The organism is Rothia sp. HMSC064D08, from assembly GCF_001809525.1.
Classification (GTDB): domain Bacteria; phylum Actinomycetota; class Actinomycetes; order Actinomycetales; family Micrococcaceae; genus Rothia; species Rothia dentocariosa.
This window is the reverse complement of the sequence record NZ_KV797900.1, coordinates 38,909-58,201: the sequence shown is the minus strand read 5'-3', so window position 1 is coordinate 58,201 and position 19,293 is coordinate 38,909. Positions and strand designations below refer to the sequence as shown.

13 protein-coding genes are annotated in these 19,293 nt (G+C 51.0%); 4 read left to right on the top strand and 9 right to left on the bottom strand.

Annotated features, from left to right (window positions below; genetic code table 11):
* Positions 1-33 precede the first annotated feature (33 nt).
* Positions 34-1,395: a class II 3-deoxy-7-phosphoheptulonate synthase gene (locus HMPREF2625_RS07060; RefSeq protein ID WP_070524426.1), complete on the bottom strand. Its 1,362-nt coding sequence runs from the start codon at positions 1,393-1,395 to the stop codon at positions 34-36.
* Positions 1,396-1,514: 119 nt separating this feature from the next.
* Positions 1,515-2,264, bottom strand: a complete 750-nt coding sequence (locus tag HMPREF2625_RS07055) for a lysophospholipid acyltransferase family protein (RefSeq protein ID WP_070523425.1) — start codon at positions 2,262-2,264, stop codon at positions 1,515-1,517.
* A gap of 338 nt (positions 2,265-2,602) precedes the next feature.
* On the opposite strand from HMPREF2625_RS07055, the gene HMPREF2625_RS07050 reads away from it, so the two are divergent.
* Positions 2,603-3,466: an alpha/beta hydrolase gene (locus HMPREF2625_RS07050; protein ID WP_070523422.1), complete on the top strand. Its 864-nt coding sequence runs from the start codon at positions 2,603-2,605 to the stop codon at positions 3,464-3,466.
* Between the two features lie 28 nt (positions 3,467-3,494).
* Positions 3,495-5,600 (top strand): AMP-dependent synthetase/ligase, encoded by a 2,106-nt coding sequence (locus HMPREF2625_RS07045; protein ID WP_070523420.1) that lies wholly within the window; start codon positions 3,495-3,497, stop codon positions 5,598-5,600.
* Positions 5,601-5,675: 75 nt separating this feature from the next.
* Here HMPREF2625_RS07045 and HMPREF2625_RS07040 read toward each other — a convergent pair whose 3' ends face one another.
* The 6 genes from HMPREF2625_RS07040 to HMPREF2625_RS07015 form a co-directional block, all read right to left on the bottom strand.
* Positions 5,676-7,112 carry a mycothione reductase gene (locus tag HMPREF2625_RS07040; protein ID WP_070523417.1) on the bottom strand — a complete coding sequence of 479 codons (1,437 nt, stop codon included), beginning with the start codon at positions 7,110-7,112 and terminating at the stop codon, positions 5,676-5,678.
* A 99-nt stretch (positions 7,113-7,211) separates the two neighbouring features.
* On the bottom strand, positions 7,212-8,024 hold the full coding sequence (locus tag HMPREF2625_RS07035) for a ParA family protein (RefSeq protein WP_070523413.1): 813 nt from the start codon (positions 8,022-8,024) through the stop codon (positions 7,212-7,214).
* Between the two features lie 189 nt (positions 8,025-8,213).
* Positions 8,214-8,801 carry a MerR family transcriptional regulator gene (locus HMPREF2625_RS07030; protein ID WP_070524424.1) on the bottom strand — a complete coding sequence of 196 codons (588 nt, stop codon included), beginning with the start codon at positions 8,799-8,801 and terminating at the stop codon, positions 8,214-8,216.
* A 588-nt stretch (positions 8,802-9,389) separates the two neighbouring features.
* Positions 9,390-10,166 carry a transcriptional regulator FtsR gene (locus tag HMPREF2625_RS07025; protein ID WP_070523410.1) on the bottom strand — a complete coding sequence of 259 codons (777 nt, stop codon included), beginning with the start codon at positions 10,164-10,166 and terminating at the stop codon, positions 9,390-9,392.
* 452 nt (positions 10,167-10,618) lie between these two features.
* Positions 10,619-11,005: a glycine cleavage system protein GcvH gene (gcvH, locus tag HMPREF2625_RS07020; protein WP_004004367.1), complete on the bottom strand. Its 387-nt coding sequence runs from the start codon at positions 11,003-11,005 to the stop codon at positions 10,619-10,621.
* A gap of 290 nt (positions 11,006-11,295) precedes the next feature.
* Positions 11,296-14,787: a bifunctional proline dehydrogenase/L-glutamate gamma-semialdehyde dehydrogenase gene (locus HMPREF2625_RS07015; protein ID WP_070523407.1), complete on the bottom strand. Its 3,492-nt coding sequence runs from the start codon at positions 14,785-14,787 to the stop codon at positions 11,296-11,298.
* 573 nt (positions 14,788-15,360) lie between these two features.
* Between HMPREF2625_RS07015 and HMPREF2625_RS07010 the strand changes: the two genes are divergently transcribed.
* Positions 15,361-16,266: a LysR family transcriptional regulator gene (locus tag HMPREF2625_RS07010; RefSeq protein WP_070523404.1), complete on the top strand. Its 906-nt coding sequence runs from the start codon at positions 15,361-15,363 to the stop codon at positions 16,264-16,266.
* A 15-nt stretch (positions 16,267-16,281) separates the two neighbouring features.
* Here HMPREF2625_RS07010 and HMPREF2625_RS07005 read toward each other — a convergent pair whose 3' ends face one another.
* Positions 16,282-17,229, bottom strand: coding sequence for a sugar-binding transcriptional regulator (locus HMPREF2625_RS07005; protein WP_048777744.1), 948 nt, complete (start codon positions 17,227-17,229; stop codon positions 16,282-16,284).
* 133 nt (positions 17,230-17,362) lie between these two features.
* On the opposite strand from HMPREF2625_RS07005, the gene HMPREF2625_RS07000 reads away from it, so the two are divergent.
* A complete protein-coding gene (locus tag HMPREF2625_RS07000) occupies positions 17,363-19,129 on the top strand; it encodes a glycerol-3-phosphate dehydrogenase/oxidase (RefSeq protein WP_070523400.1) in 1,767 nt (588 codons plus the stop codon).
* The last annotated feature ends 164 nt before the right edge of the window (positions 19,130-19,293 follow it).

Genomic DNA, 19,293 nt, shown 5'->3' with positions numbered 1-19,293 from the left:
GCGACCTTCAGCATAAAGCTAAAACTAGATTGCTTATCGGTTCCTGAGATACTCGGATACCAAGAACGCGATTTCAAGCGACTGCGAGTGATTCAGCCGGGGATCGCAAAGAGATTCATAACGATCAGCTAGGGCTTCTTCATCAATAGCGTCTGAGCCACCTAGGCATTCAGTAACGTCATCCCCGGTCATCTCAACGTGAATACCGCCAGGGAATGAGCCGAGAGCATCATGTACCTCGAAGAAACCGCGAACTTCATCGAGTACATCGTCAAAACGGCGGGTCTTATAGCCAGAAGGAACGGAAATTGTATTACCGTGCATAGGATCGGTTACCCAGATAACCTGTGCACCAGCAGCTTGTACCCCTGCGACGATAGGAGGCAACTTCTCTCGAATATTCTTAGCCCCCATACGGGTAATAAAAGTGAGGCGACCGGGTTCACGATTCGGGTCAAGTTTATCGATAAGGGCCAGTGCATCTTCGGCGGTGGTTGTGGGACCGAGTTTTACGCCGATGGGGTTATGCACTTTAGAGAGGAAATCCACGTGCGCATCATCAATCCCACGAGTTCGCTCACCAATCCACAAGAAATGGGCTGAGGTGTCATAGGGCAAGTCGGTTCGTGAATCGATGCGGGTGAGGGACCTTTCATAGTCAAGGACTAAAGCCTCGTGCCCCACATACATATCGGTAGTTTTGAGCGCATCAAAATCAACTCCACAGGCTTCCATGAATTTGAGGGCGCGGCCGATTTCATCAGCTGTTTGTTCGTATCGCTCATGCGCTGGGTTTGAAGTAAACCCGCGGTTCCATTGATGTACTGCGCGTAGATCTGCAAAGCCACCTTTTGTAAAAGCACGCACAAGGTTAAGGGTGGCGGAACTGGTGTGGTAGCCGCGCAGCATACGTTTAGGATCATGCTCACGAGCTTCAGGCGTGAACTCAAAACCGTTGACGGTTTCGCCCCGGAAGGAAGGCAAAGTAACATCGCCACGTGTTTCCGTATCCGAGGAACGTGGCTTTGAGAACTGGCCAGCCATACGACCCATCTTCACCACAGGCATCGAAGCGCCGTAGGTAAGAACCGCCGCCATCTGGAGAAGAGTTTTGATGCGACCAGAGATTTTGTAGGCTGTGGCACCTTCAAAAGTTTCGGCACAGTCACCGCCCTGTAGCAAGAACGCACGTCCTTCGGCTACTTCCGCCAGCTGTTCGCGCATAGAATCTACCTCACCAGCAAAAACTAACGGGGGCAGAGAGCTCAGCTCGGCAACAGTTGCGTCAAAATCAGCGTGATTTGCCCATGTAGGCTGCTGATCTATATGCAGATTCCGCCAGGTATCCAACCCGTAATCTGCGCCAAGCTGGTGGTTATGGTTCGCGTTGCTCATGGGTGTGTACTCCAGAATTTCTGTATGGTTCAGCACGCTGACGCGGCGTTACAAGGATAAAGATTATTGTACCTTCCTAAAATGCCGTATCTGAGCATATGGCGCAGTCTTAGATAAGTTTATGGGCACTCTGCACACAGACGGTTTACAGCCTGTTCGGCGGTTAAACTGTCGGACGCCATGAGTTTTTTCACCGCATCCGCGTACACATCAACATATTCTTGCCCGCTAAGCTCACGAATAGCTACACCTACACGATCCGCAATCTCACGCTGTACGGAGAAAAGATGCGCTTCGTGACTTCTGCTGGAGAAATCTAGCGGCTTTCCAAAAATTGTACGAATCGTTATCTTTTGTCCGCGATTGCGCAGGTGCGGCCTGTTTGTTCCCAGCGGCTGCACCAGGTCCGTACCAATCTGCCCTACTGGTACAACAGAAACTCCAGATTCAAGGGCTAACCTTGCTACTCCAACTTTGGGACGGTAGCCACGCCCGTCAGGACTGCGGGTGCCTTCGGGGTAGATCCCCAGTATGCCGCCTGATTCTAGCACCCGAAGGCCTCTGGCAAGAGATTCTTGACTTTTGACCCCACCGGAACGATCCATGGGAAGCTGACCCATGCTTGTAAAAAATTTAGCCATAGCGTGACCTTTGACACCGGATGTTGTGAAGTAATCACTTTTCGCCAAGAAATTAATAGGGCGATCGAGCGCAAGAGGTATAAAAACTGAATCGCAAAATGCTAGGTGGTTACTTGCAATAATGACCGGTCCCTGGGGTATGTTCTCAAGCCCGATAATCTCATGCCGATAGAGACTATGCAGAATGGGCGTACTAAGAAATTTGAGGGTGCTGTAGGCGAGGGTCATAACTCTTCCGTCATAAAACAATAAATGCGGGATGGGCACGCGTACCCGTATATGACGGATGTGGTTAGCGAGCACATATCACGAGAGGACGGCAACAATGCGAAACCTCTACGTGATTAGATTGTAACGGTTTTAGCAGTACCGTGCCGAAATCCCCTCTTTCCCGACGCCGAGGTGACTTTTGTCTGATAGTTATCTGTGAATATTATCGTTTTCGCGCTCTTAGCGTAGCTCAGACGGTGTTATCCCAGAGCTGTAGGTAATAATTGACCACGAACCTATTCAACTCTTGAACGGTTCCAAGTCTCAAAGTGAGAGCGTACTGTTGAAAGGAAGCCATGAATATTTTCGAGAATGCAGGTGAACCGTTGCGCCGCATCCGCCGTCAGGCACATCAGCGTCGTGAGCTTGCCATCCAGCCCTCAACAATGCGTGTGCAAAACTCTTTAGAGTCGGAGTTCAACCACGATCCTATTTCCCATCCGGCTGACCGTGAACTCTATGAGGGTGATGTTGGCATTCTCATCATTCATGGCTTCACAGGATCCCCGCACAGTATGCGACCTATAGCAGATCACTTTATTAAGCTCGGCTACCCTGTTGAGATGCCTCGTCTTGCTGGGCATGGCACACACTGGCGAGACATGGTGGCGACCGAGTATAAAGAGTGGGTTGATGGTGTCGAAGAAGGATATTGGAAACTCCTCAATGCAGGCTATCGGGTTATCGTAATCGGTATTTCTATGGGCGGGTGCATTGCTGCCAATTTAGCGGCTCGGCATGATGTTCTAGGCTTGGTGCTCATTAACCCCTATTTTGTGGATGTAAACCCCATGATGAAAGTGGCACACCGAGTTGCCCCTATATTTCCTTCGCTCAAGTCTGTTGGATCTGACATTGCCCGTCCTGGAGTTGATGAAGGTGCATATCCGCGAACTCCTACCGTTTCTGTACGGCAGCTTCACCTTTTGGGCCGAGAGACTCGTGAGCTGATACCCTTGCTACGAGCTCCGGTGCTTTATCTGCGTTCCCTCCACGATCATGTTGTCTCAGATAGTTCGCACCGCTATTTTCTAGAACACTGCTCAGCACCGGTAAACTTTAAATGGTTGACTCACAGTTACCATGTGCCGACTCTAGACTACGACGCGGAACTTGTTTTATCCGTGATACAAGATTTTGTCGTTGACTGTGAAGCATAATCCAAGCTACAGCGTTGAAAGGCCTTGTATGCAAATTGTCTCCGTACCCGCAGAAGCCACGGTAGATCCAGCGTTGAATCTCACCAGTATTGTGGAACGCCATGCCTCCGACACCTCAAATCCCGTGCTGTATCGGTGGCAGATGTCGCCTGGCAATTGGCAGGACATTCACGCACATCAGTTTCATGACATGGTGGTTTCCGTAGCCAAGGGACTCATTGCGCATGGCGTTAAACCTGGTGATCGCATAGGTATTATGAGCCGCACCCGCTTTGAGTGGGCTTTAATAGATTTTGCTATCTGGTATGCCGGAGCCATATCGGTACCTATCTACGAGACGAACGCACCCGCACAAGTTGCCTGGGCCTTATCGCATTCTGAGGCACAAGCAATTTTTGTGGAGAACGATAAACTGGTTCAGATTACTGATAAGGCGCATAAATTTCACCCGCTCAATATTAAAAATCGTTGGGTTATTGAAAATGGAGATCTGGATACACTCATCACGGCAGGTCTAGATGTCTCCGATGCCGAACTTGAAGCGGCCCGCACGCATGCTCATGCCGATTCGCTTGCAACCATCGTCTACACGTCCGGTACAACAGGTAAACCTAAGGGATGCGCACTCACGCACGGAAACTTTCTTAACTTGAGTCTTAACACGCGCATAGTGGAACCGGAAATCGCTAATCCGCGCAGTTCTTCCCTTATCTTCTTACCTTTAGCGCATGTTCTGGCAAGGTTTATTCAGATTCTTGCTTTGGATTCCGGAGTTGTTGTTGGACACTCCCCTACCATTAAGAATCTTGCTGCTGATCTGGATAGTTTTAAGCCCACTATGCTGCTGGTAGTACCGCGGGTCTTTGAGAAGATTTATGAGGGAGCATTAGCAAAGGCGGCGCGAGGCGGTACCTTAAACAAAAATCTTTTTAAGCGATCAGTTAACGCCGCTATCGCTTGGTCTGAGGCTAAAGTTTCTGGGAGGCTTCCTCTCAAGTTAGCGGCGCAATATGCACTCTACGATAAGCTAGTTTATGCGAAATTGCGTGCCGCTATGGGCGGCAAATTACGTTACGCGGTTTGTGGAGGCGGGCCTCTCTCCCCACGGTTGAATCATTTCTACCATGCGGTAGGAGTCCGAGTGGTTGAGGGTTATGGTCTCACGGAAACATGTGCGCCGATTGCTGCCGGGCGCATCAGCAATTTTCAGATCGGGGCTATTGGTCCGCTCCTGCCAGGTTCTCAAGGCCGTCTTGCCGAAGATGGCGAGCTTGAACTGCGTGGAATCGGCGTGATGAAGGAATACTACAAAAATCCCGCTGAAAATGCCCAGTCTTTCACTGACGATGGATGGTTCAAAAGCGGTGATCTAGCCCGTTTCGATGATCAAGGGCTCCTCAAAATTGTGGGGCGCAAAAAAGAAATCATCGTGACGGCCGGGGGCAAGAATGTTATTCCGGGCACTGCGGAGAACCATCTACGAACTTCTCCCTTAGTATCTCAGGCTATGCTCGTGGGAGACCAGAAACCCTTTATTGCGGCTTTAGTTACTCTCGATCCCGATACTCTCCCCGATCAGCTTGAACATTTGGGGCTTCCGCGTTCCCTTTCCATGCCGGAGGCCGCCGTGCATCCTGCCGTGCGTGCCGCGATCCAGCGCATTATTGACGAGGCTAATCAACTGGTATCTCGCGCAGAAGCTATCCGCGAATTCCGCATTATGGGTAAGGATTTGACGGAGGCGGACGGCTATTTAACACCTTCTCAAAAGCTCAAACGGGCTAAGATTCTGCAGGATTTTTCTGCTTATGTGGATGACATCTATAGCCGTGTTTCGGAAAGCGCTAATAATAAACTCGAACGTCTGCAAAGCTACGCCGAGCAAGCTTCTGATAGGCTCCATGAGTTCAAAACAGAGAAGACAGAAAAACTTCATGATCTAAAGGTCGAAGCGACTGAACGCCTTGAAGAGTTTAAAGGACAAGCGGCGGAAAAGTTATCTCAGCATCAGCCAGTCCGAGCCACACCTTCAGATGAAGAGCGTACATACCCTGATGGTAAAGAGCACGTGCGCGGAGATTTAGAAAACAACAAAAAGCTCCACGAATCTCTTCGGAAGAATCGTAGCTCTTGAACGCGAAAAGAGGCTAAAAGCTGTGGGGGCTCTCACCAATCTTGGTGAGAGCCTCCACAGCTTTATATATGAAAACTAGTTATCTACATCTAGCCCAAGAAGAGCATTTTCTATAACTTCAGTCAAAGCAGGGTGAATCCAATACTGACCACGGGCCATGTCTTTCACGCCCAACCCGAAGCTCATGGCTTGAATAAGCGGCTGAATCAGTACTGAAGCTTCTTCCCCTACAAGGTGGGCGCCTAAGAGCTGTCCCGTGTCTTTGCGGGCAATAAGTTTCGCCAGTCCCACGGAATCTTCCATAGCCCATCCATAAGCGGTATCGCCGTAGTTCTGGCTCTTCACCGTAACTTCGAAGCCCTCACGCTCCCCCAGCTTCCGGGCGTTCTCTTCCGAGAGCCCCACAGTTGCTATCTGCGGATTACTGAAAACCGCAGCAGGGACAAAACGATGATCGCTGGCAACAAAGCTATCGGGATGGCTAAGGTTATGTTGAACGGTCCGTGCCTCATGGTTCGCCACATGCTTGAGTTGGAATGGCGAGGAGACATCACCTAGCGCGAATACTCCAGGTACGGGAGAACCGTTATACAGCACACGCTGGTATTTATCGGTTCCAATAAACCCGCGGCTATCGACGCCAAAGAAACTGGATGCTTTAAGAGTATCGCTATTGGAACGACGACCAGTTGCGGCAAGTACGGCATCCGCAACAATCTCCTCTACCTCACCATCGTGTTCAACTACGACGGTAACGGTTCCATCGCCGTTCTCGCGAATCTCAACAAGAGAGCGTTCCAGGAGAATGTTCCACTGGTGAGATGCGGCTTCCACGAACCGGTCTACAACTTCTTTATCTACCTCACGGAGAATACGGTTAGAACGAACAACTTGATAAACCTGTGCCCCCAAAGCAGAGAATACATGCGAAAACTCGGCGGCGACAACCCCGCCGCCAAGCACCACAAGACGTTGAGGGAACTCTTCCAAACGCATAATCGTGTCGTTTGTATGAACCTGTGGTAAGTCAATACCGGGAACCGCAGGAAGAACCGCCCGCGAACCCGCAGCAATTACAACCTGGTGACCATAAAGTTTCTGCCCGGACTCTGTCTGCACTGTATGAGCATCAACAAAATGAGCGTATTCGGGATAGTAATCCACGTTAGGCAGACCAGCGCGCCAGTCACGCCCACCAGCAGAAATCTTATCGATGCGCTGAGGGAAAATACGATCGCGTATCTGTGCCCAGTTAATCGCAGTAATTTCAGCCTCAATACCTAACTTATTGAGCTCACGTGCTTTCTGCGCAGTAGTTGCCGGGTACACAAACATTTTCGTGGGGATGCACCCAACGTTCAGGCACGTTCCGCCGAAAGTACCACCGTCTATAAGCGCTACTTTCTTGTTATCCCATTCCGGTCCTATCAGGGTGTTCCCCGATCCCGAGCCGATGACGATAAGGTCGTACTGTGCTACGCCATCAATAATTTCGAGCTCTTTGATACTCATAGTCCCTCACATGCAATAAAGATTACTGAGTCTTAATACGTACGTTACAACGCTATACCCCGGGTTTTATTCCGGGGACAGGGCATCCGTCTCTAGGCTCTACAGTGCTGCCATGAGTCCGGCAAGCAGACGTGTAAATCGTATGGAGGGCTCCACAGCTTCTTCGTCGGGCCAGAAGTGAATCGGATGTGCTGCCCCAAGAGCACGCTGAATAACAGCTTCCTCGTTGAACGTAGGCTCAGCAACAAGCTGCCCGAAGAGTGCCTTCAATTCTTCGTACCGATAGCTGTGCTCGGGATCGTCGGCACGTAATTTATTCACGACAACGGCAGCAGCCTCAACAGAACTATTCTCGTCCTTCTGGAACCTAACAATCGCACGGAGGGTACGCTCAGTACCCGCCACGGAGAAAAGTGAAGGCTCCGCAATCGAAAGCACTCGCTGACTTGCGCCCCATCCAGTTGCTGTAAGGGTCCCTAAAAACGGTGGGCAGTCGATGAGGACTAGGTCGTATGTGCTCCCAGTATTTTCGATAAGGTTCTGCAACCGTTCAATGAAGGGCGCGGGCTCTTTCGTATCGAGAAGGGCCGAACGCGCCGAACCACGAGCTACATGAATTTCGCCGCCCTCTATAGGATTGCTCGTGAGCAGCGTAGGTGTACCCACCAGGTTATTCCAAGCTGACGGGCTCACAAGGCGGGTGAGCGCATCGGTGTCATGGGTAAGCAGGATAGAGGCAATGTCCGGGCACCCACCTTCTGCGGCAAGTCCGGTACTAGCATCCCCGTGGGGATCGAGATCTATGACAAGGGTTTTGAGCCCACCGTGCAACGCTGCTGATGCAAGACCTAACACAATGGAGGTCTTACCCACGCCACCTTTGAGGCTACTAACACTGACAATTCTAGGCATGGCGCTCCGAAGTTATAAGTTCAACAATTGAATGAGTGCACTCTTATTTTATCGAAATTACTTGCGTTCGATAACTCTCGATCGCAAGTTTTCCCAATAATCTTTACACTCGTGTATATCACGCATATGTGGTGCCACAGCGTATGTCTTTAAAACCACTCTACTAGAGTATTGAGGTTTTAGTGCACGTCAGGCTTTACGGGCGCGGCGTGCGGCAAGTTCGTCTTCCGCGTCCGATACCGTCTGCATCTCTTCACCAGGTTGCCCATTCAGATTCGCTTCAATCTCACGCCAGACTCGCCCAATAGCAATTCCGAAGACACCCTGGCCAGCCTGTACGAGATCAATAACTTCGCTCGGCGACGTACACTCATAAACGGTGGTTCCATCGCTCATCAGGGTGATTCCTGCAAGGTCCTCGATCCCCCGAGTATGAAGATGGTCAATAGAGGTACGAATCTGTTGTAAAGATACTCCGGTATCGAGAAGGCGCTTAACGATCTTGAGAACCAATACATCGCGGAAACTATAGAGCCGTTGAGTCCCAGACCCTGAGGCGGAGCGCACAGTAGGCACCACAAGCTCCGTACGAGCCCAGTAGTCAAGCTGCCGATAGCTAATCCCGGCAGCTTTCCTGGCAACAGACCCGCGGTACCCTAGATTCTCGTCGACGATTGATACAGGATCTTTAAAAAGAACCCCCTGTTCACCACGCGGAGGCGGTTCCATCGGAAGAAGAACTTCAAACCCTTCTAGCTGCTCGGCTGTACCATGCATATCATGGTAAGTCTCAGAAGAACGAGATCCAGTTTTTGAGGTATTCCCTGGTGTGGTCTTGTCACCGACGCCGTATCGCGCCATTGGCAATACCTCCTTCTTATCCGATGTCCGTAGCCGAACGGGTTACTTCTGTTTGTTATCCTACCTTGTTACCCGTTCAAATGCACGGAAATACCGGGCACTAAGCTCCAGCAGTTTTTACACGTTTAGAGAGCAAATACATTACGGGATGAAAAGAGGAACCGTGCCTTCTGAAAGCTACGGCAGCCTTTATAGTTTAACCTATCTCTCCCTTTAGCATAAAACTTGCACATCTTCAGGGTGGGAGTTGAGCTTTAGTAGATTATTCTCCGCCCATACAACGTCTAAGCGTGCCTAGAATACGGTCATGGAAACATGTAAACCCTACTCATATTGAGCACTATATCCGCAACAAACCTTAAAAAATGGATGCGCAAAAGCGATCAAACTTTCACGCATCCAACACTGAGATTGAGTGATATTTTTCTTGGCAGGACTGACTCCTGCTCCATCTACGGAGGCAGAAGCCAGCGCAAGCTTCTAACTACATGCGTACAGAAAGCCCTAGTTATACGTCGGCATTGCAGACTCTACAAGGGTTGCATGCAACTGCAGACAAAGTTTGCGAATCTTATCGGCTCGCTCTTGGGCCTGTGTCTGAGAAGCTGCATCACGGCGCGAAGCTAAAGGAGCCACCGCGATCTCAACAAGAGAGATTTCACGGTCTGCTGCAGATTTGAAAGCTCTCAGATGACGGGGCTGAATACCATGCCCCATAAGCTCGGCGCTAGCACGGGCAATCAGCACATCATATTCAGTGTATTTTGCGTCTGCTTCGTCATCCAGAAGTCCGAAGTCAATAAGCTCACGAATAAGCTCAACAGAAGCACCCGAGTACTCTGCAAGCTCACGGATACTGTATGTACGCCCTTCCGCAACGTTGGTGGATCCCAAAACCTGGTCCAACATCTCGTCCGAAACGGGTGCAGGTACAGAGTTAATGGCGCGACCAGCCTCAAGATCGTCAAGATGCTGACGAATAACCTTGAGCGGCATATAGTAGTCGCGCTGCATCGTCAAGATATACCGTAGGCGCTCAATGTCGGTTTGGGAGTACTTTCGATATCCAGTATCGGTACGTTTAGGATGCACCAAACCACGCTCCTCTAAGAAACGAATCTTAGAGGCGCTGATCCCCGGAAAATCAAGGTCTAGCTGGCTCAAAACCTGTCCTATAGTGCGGCTCTTGATATCTCGGGGGTCACGACTATCTTTGCCACGTTCAGTGCTCTCTACTAGAGCCTCTGCCCGAGCGAGATTGTCATCAATGCGGGAGTTCATAGTATTCCTTTGAGAAATTGTGCTCGTCAAAGTTACGCCGATGCGCAGACCGCCTCGGCGTGCTGCATAGTACCTAATCGGCTTCTTCGCAGACGGCGTTACTTGTTCTTTTGTATTATGAGTGAGTGAGGTTCAGATAATTTATCACAAAATGATAAACACTGAACCTTTGAGTCAATCTTATAGTGTTCTGCCTCAGAATTCCATTAGAAAACCGCCGAATAACGGCATTTTCGATGCCGAAAGATTACAAAACTTTAACCATCAAGTAGTAAAACAATACCAATTCATCCAAAAACCCTTATTTTTCCACGCGACACATAAGTATAGGTATTGATAAATTTTTAGAATTATTTGTATTTATTTTTCGTCACATTTTACAAAATTATCCGGTGATTACCGTCTTTTTGGCGGTAATCACCGGATATATATCTACGCCTAGGTACCAGTAATTAGTCCAACTCAGCCTGATAGGCCTCCGCTGAAAGAAGCTTTGCCACATCATCAGCATTTTCAGGACGAAGTTCGATAAGCCAGCCCTCGCCGTAAGGATCGGAGTTCACCTGTGCGGGGTCGTCAGCCAGCGCCTCATTAACGGCTACAACCTCACCAGCAACTGGTGACAGAAGATCGGATACGGACTTCGTGGACTCAATCTCGCCAAAGCTACCCTCAGCATCGAGGGAGTCACCGACAGAGGGCAGGTCTACATAAACCACGTCACCCAGCGCATCCTGCGCGTGATCGGTAATACCGACGCGAACAGTACCTTCAGCCGAAAGGGGGGAAACCCACTCATGATCAGATGTGTACAGAAGTTCTGCGGGAACGTTGCTCATAGCAGCGATTTCCTTTCAGTGTGTTCTTGCTACGCACGGTTCTGTGCGAACCTCTCACGGTGTGGGATACGAGAGGCAATACACAAATTATCTCATAGATACGTAATGTTGAGCACGTTTTTTCCAAACCGTGTCATAGGTTCTTAGAAGTAATTTCCGTAAGGTTAAGATGTGCCTCGCAAATTTCACACATTGAAAATCAGACAGAATATAGTGAGATGCCTCGCCTCTACGCATAGCAGAGACGAGGCATCTCATTCTATTTAGCCCAACTCAGGCTAGAACCTCACTTATCGAGAGGAGATAACACTCTCTGAGAAGGGGTTCGGGTTACCGAAGCGGTGTGCGGTAATCGAAACGGCCTGTTCACGCAGGAAGGGGAGCATCTCGATACGACCAGCCTCGGTCACGGGGTGGAAGTACACAGCAACGTCGGGACGACCACCCAGCGCCGTGTACACGGACTTGACGTCATCACCGATGTAACGGATACGAGTACCTTCAAGCGGAGTACCAGCCAGAGCGCGAACCGGAGTCTTAGCGTTAGAAGCCAAGTATGTGCGCCATGCTTCATCGGACTCGACTAGGTACTTGATGCCTTTGTTTTCGAGAATACCGCGTACAGCGACCGGCAGATCCTTGCCCACAGACAGAGCCATCGGCGCACCCGCAGCCAAGCCAGCAAGAACCACACGAACAGCATCTGCCACAGAGGCGGATTCGTCAGCACGTACCAGAACCTGAGTGGGAACGTAACGCAGAATGTTACGCTCAACGCCAAGCTTCGAGGGATCGTAGCCGTAACCAAACTCGCTCTCCCAAGCTTCAGCATCCGAGGATGCTGAACGGGTCAGGAATGCGAAATCTTCTGCGGTGCACAAATCAGCATTATCTGCTGTTGCCAGAACTTCACGTACAGCAACTGACTGAGGAACAGCGGTTGCGGTAGCCTCGGTGCGCTCCCAATCGGACAATGCAATAAGGTAGCTGGGACCGCCTGCCTTGGTACCAGAACCAACAGTGGACTTCTTCCATCCGCCAAAGGGCTGACGGCGAACGATAGCGCCGGTAATACCACGGTTCACATAGACGTTACCTGCCTGCACCTTGGAGAGCCAGAGCTCAAGCTCCTCTGCATCCAGCGAATGCAGACCAGCGGTGAGGCCGTAATCCGGTGCGTTCTGAAGCTCAATAGCTTCTTCCAAAGTATCTGCGGTCATGATGCCCAGGATCGGACCAAAATACTCGGTCATATGGTACTCAGATCCAGGCTTAACACCTTCACGAACACCAGGGCTCCATAGGCGACCGGTATCGTCAAGTTCCTTAGGCTGAATGAGCCAGCGCTCCCCCGGCCCTAGAGTAGTCAAACCACGCAGAAGCTTCTCTTCAGGCTTCTGTGCAACAGGCCCCATCTGAGCTTCAATATCCTGCGGATGTGCCACGTGCAGAGAGTTGACGGAGTCAAGAAGCTGACGAGGGAAACGCTCGGACTGTGCGGCAGCGCCTACCAAGATGACGGTAGAGCCTGCGGAGCACTTCTGACCTGCGTGTCCAAATGCCGAGTATACAACATCCTTGACAGCAAGATCGATGTCAGCGTTGGGGGTCACGATGATAGAGTTTTTACCGGAGGTCTCACCAAATAGCGGAAGATCATCGCGCCAGGAGCGGAAGAGCTCTGCCGTCTCGTAACCACCGGTGAGGATCAGACGATCAACCTCGGGGTGAGAGATCAAAACCTTGCCAGCCTCACGGTCAACAACCTTGACGAGCTTCAGAACGTCCTTGGGAACGCCTGCTTTCCACATGATCTCAGCAATCAGAGCACCAGTACGTGCAGTAATAGTTGCAGGCTTGAAGATAACAGCCGAACCTGCAGCCAGACCGGCAAGAACACCACCGGCGGGAATAGCCGTCGGGAAGTTCCACGGCGGAACAACCACGGTCAAATCAACCGACTGTACCTGAGCACCGTCAATCTTTTCCAAGTCTTCAGCAAGCATTGCGTAGTAGTAGGCAAAGTCGATAGCTTCAGAAACCTCGGTATCACCCTGATCCAGAGTCTTGCCAGCCTCAGCAGCCATAACTTCCAGAAGCTCGGCACGGTGCAGGGCGATTTCCTTACCAACGTTACGCAGTACAGCAGCACGCTCAGCGCCAGAGAGACGACCCCAAACCTTACCCGATGCTTCAGCATCAGCAACAAGCTGTTCAGCCTCAGCGGCAGAAGTTAGCTCGTTTTCCTTCAAAGTAGCAATACCGATTTGAGTGGTCTTGGAACGCTCAAGGATTGCTCGGCCCCACTCACGGTTGCCAGACAGCGATGGGTCGGTATCGGGTGTGTTCTCAAAACGACCTGCGGGTACGAAGACGTTATCTGCATTCTCAGTCTGACGGTTCTGATGGCGTTTGCCTTCCGGAACCTCATCAGTGACCGAGTTCAGTGAGCGCATAAAGCGGTCTTCTTCGCGCTTGAAGATTTCTTCGTCAGTTGCGAGATCAAAAATACCCGACATGAAGTTTTCGGAAGATGCATTCTCTTCTAGGCGACGAATCAGGTATGCAATAGCAACGTCGAATTCCTTGGGGTTCACCACGGGCACATACAGAAGCAGATGTCCCACACGACGGCGAATGATTTCTGCCTGCTGCTCGGCCATGCCGATCAGCATCTCGAACTCCACGCGATCCTTAACGCCGCGGTCTTCAGCCAAAAGCAACGCAAACGCAACGTCAAAGAGGTTGTGCCCGGCAACGCCTAGGCGGATGTTCTTCGCATGCTCGGGACGCAGTGCGTAATCGAGGATGCGCTTGTAGTTGGTGTCTGCAGCCTGTTTGGTGTCCCAGGTGGTAACAGGCCAACCATGCATAACACCTTCCACGATTTCCATGGAGAGGTTGGCGCCTTTAACCAGACGAACCTTGATGGAAGAACCGCCGTTAGCAACGCGCTCCGCTGCCCACGCCTGCAACCGCTGCATTGCGGCGAGAGTATCGGGCAGGTATGCCTGAAGCACGATGCCTGCTTCAAGATCCTTCAGATGAGGCTGATCCAGGATCTTGGTAAAGACCTCAATGGTCATATCGAGATCTTTGTACTCTTCCATGTCCAGGTTAATGAACTTCTTGGGGGAAGAGGATGCGGCCAGCTCATACAGCGGAGTCAAACGTCGAACTGCTTCTTCGACAACTTCGTCAAATGCCCAGTGCTGATGAGGACCAGAGACAGCAGATACCTTAATAGAAACATAATCAACGTCGTCACGAGCGAGCAGACGCTTAGTCTCAGAGAGACGATGCTCGGCTTCATTATCACCCAGCACTGCCTCACCCAGCAGGTTAACGTTCAAACGGTTACCACTCTTGGTAAGTTCTGCGATGGCATCTCCCAGTTTCTCTTCGGAAGCATCGACGATCAGGTGACCTACCATTTCGCGCAATACGCGACGCGCCACAGGAACGGTAGGCCACGACATCTTACCGGCCAGCTTACCGCCGAAGCCAACGGCGGACTTCATGTACCACGGCAAGAAGGAAGGAGCTAGACCAGAAATACGAGATAGGTTACGACCCGAAACGTTGTCGTCCTCAGGGCGAATGACGCCATCGACAAATCCAACGGTAAAGGGCAGACCCTTTGGGTCTTTCAAAACACCAGCCAGTTGCTTGGCAGCATAAGTTGGCTTAATGGACTGAGACTCAGTCACCCATTGACGAACGAGTGCACGAGCGTCCTGAGCCAATTTCTGGTAATGCTCAGATGCGAAAGGATGCGTCATCCTTGACTCCTAACTAACTACGGTGTGCTATAAGCACACGAAGCGTATTGATGTCTCTATTTCACCACAAAAGGGTATTGAATACCTCATTAGAAAAACTGAATGTTTTTGCCAATAATATTTTAGAATATCTAAATATTTTTGGCGGCCACAAATCCCCACTAAGCCCCATGAAATAGGCGAAAGGGCCTGAGCGCACTACAAGCCAAACAACTACCATCCAACCCCACCTCATCCAACATTCAACGAGCACTTTAAATCTTAAAGATTTGCGGCCTTAAACCCGACTTGTTTGCAAACAAAATACAGTACTTAATGTTGGACAAAACGAACAGAGTTCATCTATTACAAGAGAATGACATCCCAAAATGTTTATGAAAACTTTATCGTTGCGTCCGTCGTTTCTGCGACACAGAAAGTACCTATTTCGATACCATGAAGAAAAGCTTAAGGTGGTTTAAGATACCGCATCAGGCAGCCTAGTACTCCACAAGAGGGGCAACAAGACCTATGCGAACAGCGCACCCTTATTCCACTAAACCAACCACGACCGCGCTAATTTAAGGAGACTTTATGTCTGTATCTGATATCCGGCGTATGCAAATGCTTCTGGAGATTCACGAACGCGGCACCATTATCGCTGCTGCGGATGCTCTCAGCTTGACCCCATCTGCTGTGTCACAGCAAATTGCAAACCTCGAAAAAGATACAGGTACAGCATTATTACAACGTGTTGGGCGGCGCGTTCAGCTCACAAACGCCGGTCTTGTCATGGTCGATAGTGCTCGTACTATACTGCGCGAGATAGACCGCATGCAGACAGCAGTAGCAAACCTTGCGGGAGAACCAGCAGGAACCGTGCGCTTGGCGATCTTCCAATCCGCTTCCTTTGCGCTTCTGCCCCGCGCTATCAAATACCTCGAAGAACATGCACCGCGTCTAGTTCTGCACGTTCTACAAATCGACCCAGAGACGGGAACTTCACTCACTCGAAGCCGCGAGTACGACATGGTTCTTTCAGAAGCCTATCCGCACCACCCTATCCCGGAGTATCCAGACCTGCACTCTGAGCTTTTGGTAGAGGATCCCCTGAGTCTTATCGTTCCCGAAGATTCCAGCATCAAATCTCTCAAAGAAGCCAATGAATTGCCTTGGGTTCTTGAGATGGAGCAGAATACATCGCGCCAATGGGCTATCAATCAGTGCCGCACTGTAGGGTTCGAACCAGATATTCGGTACAGCGCAAACGACATGATCACTAATGCAAACTTGGTGCGTTCAGGATGCGCAACCACTATAGTGCCAGGATTCGTACTCTCAAGCCTATCTAACACAAAGGGTATTCGCACAGTAGATCTTCCGGGTAAGCCTTCACGCAAGATCTTTACCGCAGTGCGCACAGAGTCCGCGAAGAATCCGGCTCTAGTGATGGTTCGTGATGCGCTTCAGCATGCCGTTAAAGAAGCATTCGGCTCATAACAAGAAACCTAAACACTATTTCTCCATCACGGCTCGGGCGAGTTTTTCGTCGAGCACTAGGTCTGTAATAGCGCCCGTACGCAGCGCTCCTCTTAGCGCTGCCGCACGGTGCGTTCCGGAGGCTACGCATATACGACGAGGAATGCGGGAAAGCTCTTGAGGACTGGGGCCGGATGCTCGGCGGTTAATCTCAAGGTCATTCCAGCTTCCGTCCTCCCGCAGAAGCACCGTACAGATATCGCCGACCACTCCCTGCTCACGCAATAAGCGCTGTTCTGTCACATCAAAGTACCCACCCGAGTACACATGAGAGGGAATAGCCCCTCCGAAAGCGCCAATACCGAAAACTGCTACATCAACCCGGCTTTGTACCTGCAGTGTTGCCTGGATGCTCCGCTCGCGCCACATCGCAGCTTTGGTATCGGCAAAGTCAAAGAATGCGGGCACCGGAAAATGAATCATATAAGCATCGTAAGCGCTTACCATGCGTCCCAGTAGCGTGCCTAAATATGGTATTCCAGAATGATGCGCATTCCCTGCCCCATTTAATTGCACCACGCTCACTCCCTCTAGTGGTCGTTTAGGTAGATGCCGCGAAACCTCTGTGAGAGTTGCGCCCCAGGCCACCCCGATGCTTGTGCCGTTATCGACTAGCGAATCAAGAATTTGCGCGGCAGAACGCGCAACCTGGCTCATCCTAGCGATTGGGGTAGCGTCCTGCTTGGTATTCACAAGAGTAACGCGAACTTTGTACCGCTCCCCCAACCGTTTTTCGAGCTCATGTCGGGTTCTATACGAGTCGTCGAGGCGAATCTGCACCATGCCTGTCTCGCGCGCATTTTTGAGTAAACGCGAGATAGTTGCGCGTGAAACTCCTAGGCGGGATGCAATAGTATCCATTGTGAGATTTTGGATGTAATACAGCTGCGCGACCTCATAGGTTTGGCTGAGTCGTTCGTTCATTCGTTCCTAACCTTAAGTGAAAATCCGTTCACTCCACTTGGTAATTATTTCACCACTAAGTTTTACTTGAGAGCAATACGTCCTCGGTTCGGCATGTAGTCCGGCCTCCATACTCACAAGAAGAAAGATACCTATGAGCTCTCAACAATTTGCGCAACTCTCGCACCTAACAACAGAATCCCGTGCACGTGCCCTAGCTGAGATGAGCAGCGGTACTGAACTTGATGTTCTGGTAATTGGCGGCGGCATTACTGGTGCCGGTATTGCCCTTGATGCGGCGACTCGCGGCCTACGCACAGGTATTGTGGAGGCCGGGGACTGGGCTGCGGGCACCAGCGCTTGGTCCTCAAAACTTATTCACGGTGGCCTACGTTACCTCTATAACCTAGATTTCAAACTCGTAACCGAGGCTCTCAAGGAACGCGGTCTGTTGCTCGAAAAAATTGCACCTCATCTTGTGCACGCGCAGCCCTTTTTGTGGCCATTGAAGACGCCGGTCATTGAGCGCTCCTATTCCGCTATCGGTATTGGCATGTACGATGCTCTCGCATATATTGGTTCGCGTGGTAAAAAGGGAGTTCCTTCGCAGCGTCATTTTACAAAAAAGGGCACCAAAACAGTCTTCCCAGATATCAAAGACTCCGCTTTTACCGGTGCTATTCAGTTCTACGATGCCCGTGTAGATGATGCCCGCTTGGTGGTTGATGTTGTTCGCACCGCCAGCGGTTATGGTGCCCTGGCTGCCTCACGCACCCAAGTGGTAGGCATCGATAAAGATGCCTCCGGTAAGGTAGTGGGCGCGCGACTGGTCGATCTTGAAAGCGGGCAGGAACTCACAGTCAAAGCTAAGCATATTATTAATGCCACCGGGGTCTGGACCGAAGAATCCGAATCTCTGGCTAACCCGGATGCTGGCCTTGAAGTGCTCGCTTCTAAGGGTATTCATATTGTGGTGCCGCGTGATCGCATCCACGCTACCAGCGGTATTTTCACGAAGACCGAAAAATCAGTGCTTTTCATTATCCCGTGGCAGCGCTACTGGATTATTGGTACGACCGATACCCCATATACCGAGGATCGCGAGCGCCCTGTAGCAACGCGTCAGGATATTGATTATGTGCTGGAGCAGGCGAATAAGCTGATTGCTAATCCACTGACCCACGACGACATCATCGGTACCTATTCGGGGCTGCGCCCCCTCTTGCAGCCGAAGGTTAAGGGTGATAGCGCACAGTCCACCAAGGTGTCTCGTGAGCATACTGTCACGGAGGTTGCCCCCGGTATGAGTGCCATTGCTGGCGGCAAGCTGACTACCTACCGCGTAATGGCGGCGGATGCGGTTGATTTTGCACTCGGTGATCGTGCACAGGAACGTCCGTCAGTGACAGAGACTATCGCGCTGGTGGGTGCCGAGGGATATCGCGCTATTGAGGCGGGCCGTGACCGTTACGCGCAACGCTATGGTTGGGATGAAGACCGTATTACCCATCTTCTGGAACGCTATGGCGCGCAGATTGAAGATCTTGGTGCGCTTATTGATGCTGATCCGGATCTTGGCAAACCTCTTAAACATGCACCGCAGTTCTTACGCGCCGACGTTGTATTCGCTGTTCGCTACGAAGGCGCCCTGCACCTCGAGGATGTACTGGTTCGCCGCGTGCGTCTTGACCTCGAACAACGTGATCGCGGGTTGGCTGCTGCCCCCGAAATCCTTGAGATTATGCGATCCGAGCTCAACTGGGATGATGCGAAGGTCGCGCGCGAACTTGCGCTCTACACCGAACGGGTAAAAGCTATTCGCGAGGCAGAGTCCACTTCTACCGATGCTGAGGCGTCTGCCAAGATTGTGGCTGTAGACCCGGTGGCTCCCCGCAGGAAGCTCAACGTGCAGCACCACTAAAACTTGTGCGAAGCTCAGAGTTTCGCTCAATACTGCCGCAGGATACGGCATTTATCGTTGCCGTATCCTGCATGGTATGCCTGTTTGATTTAGTATTTTTCCAGCAGGCACACCACCCATAATTTTTGGAATCCTACGATATGTTGTATTCCGTGGGATTCCTC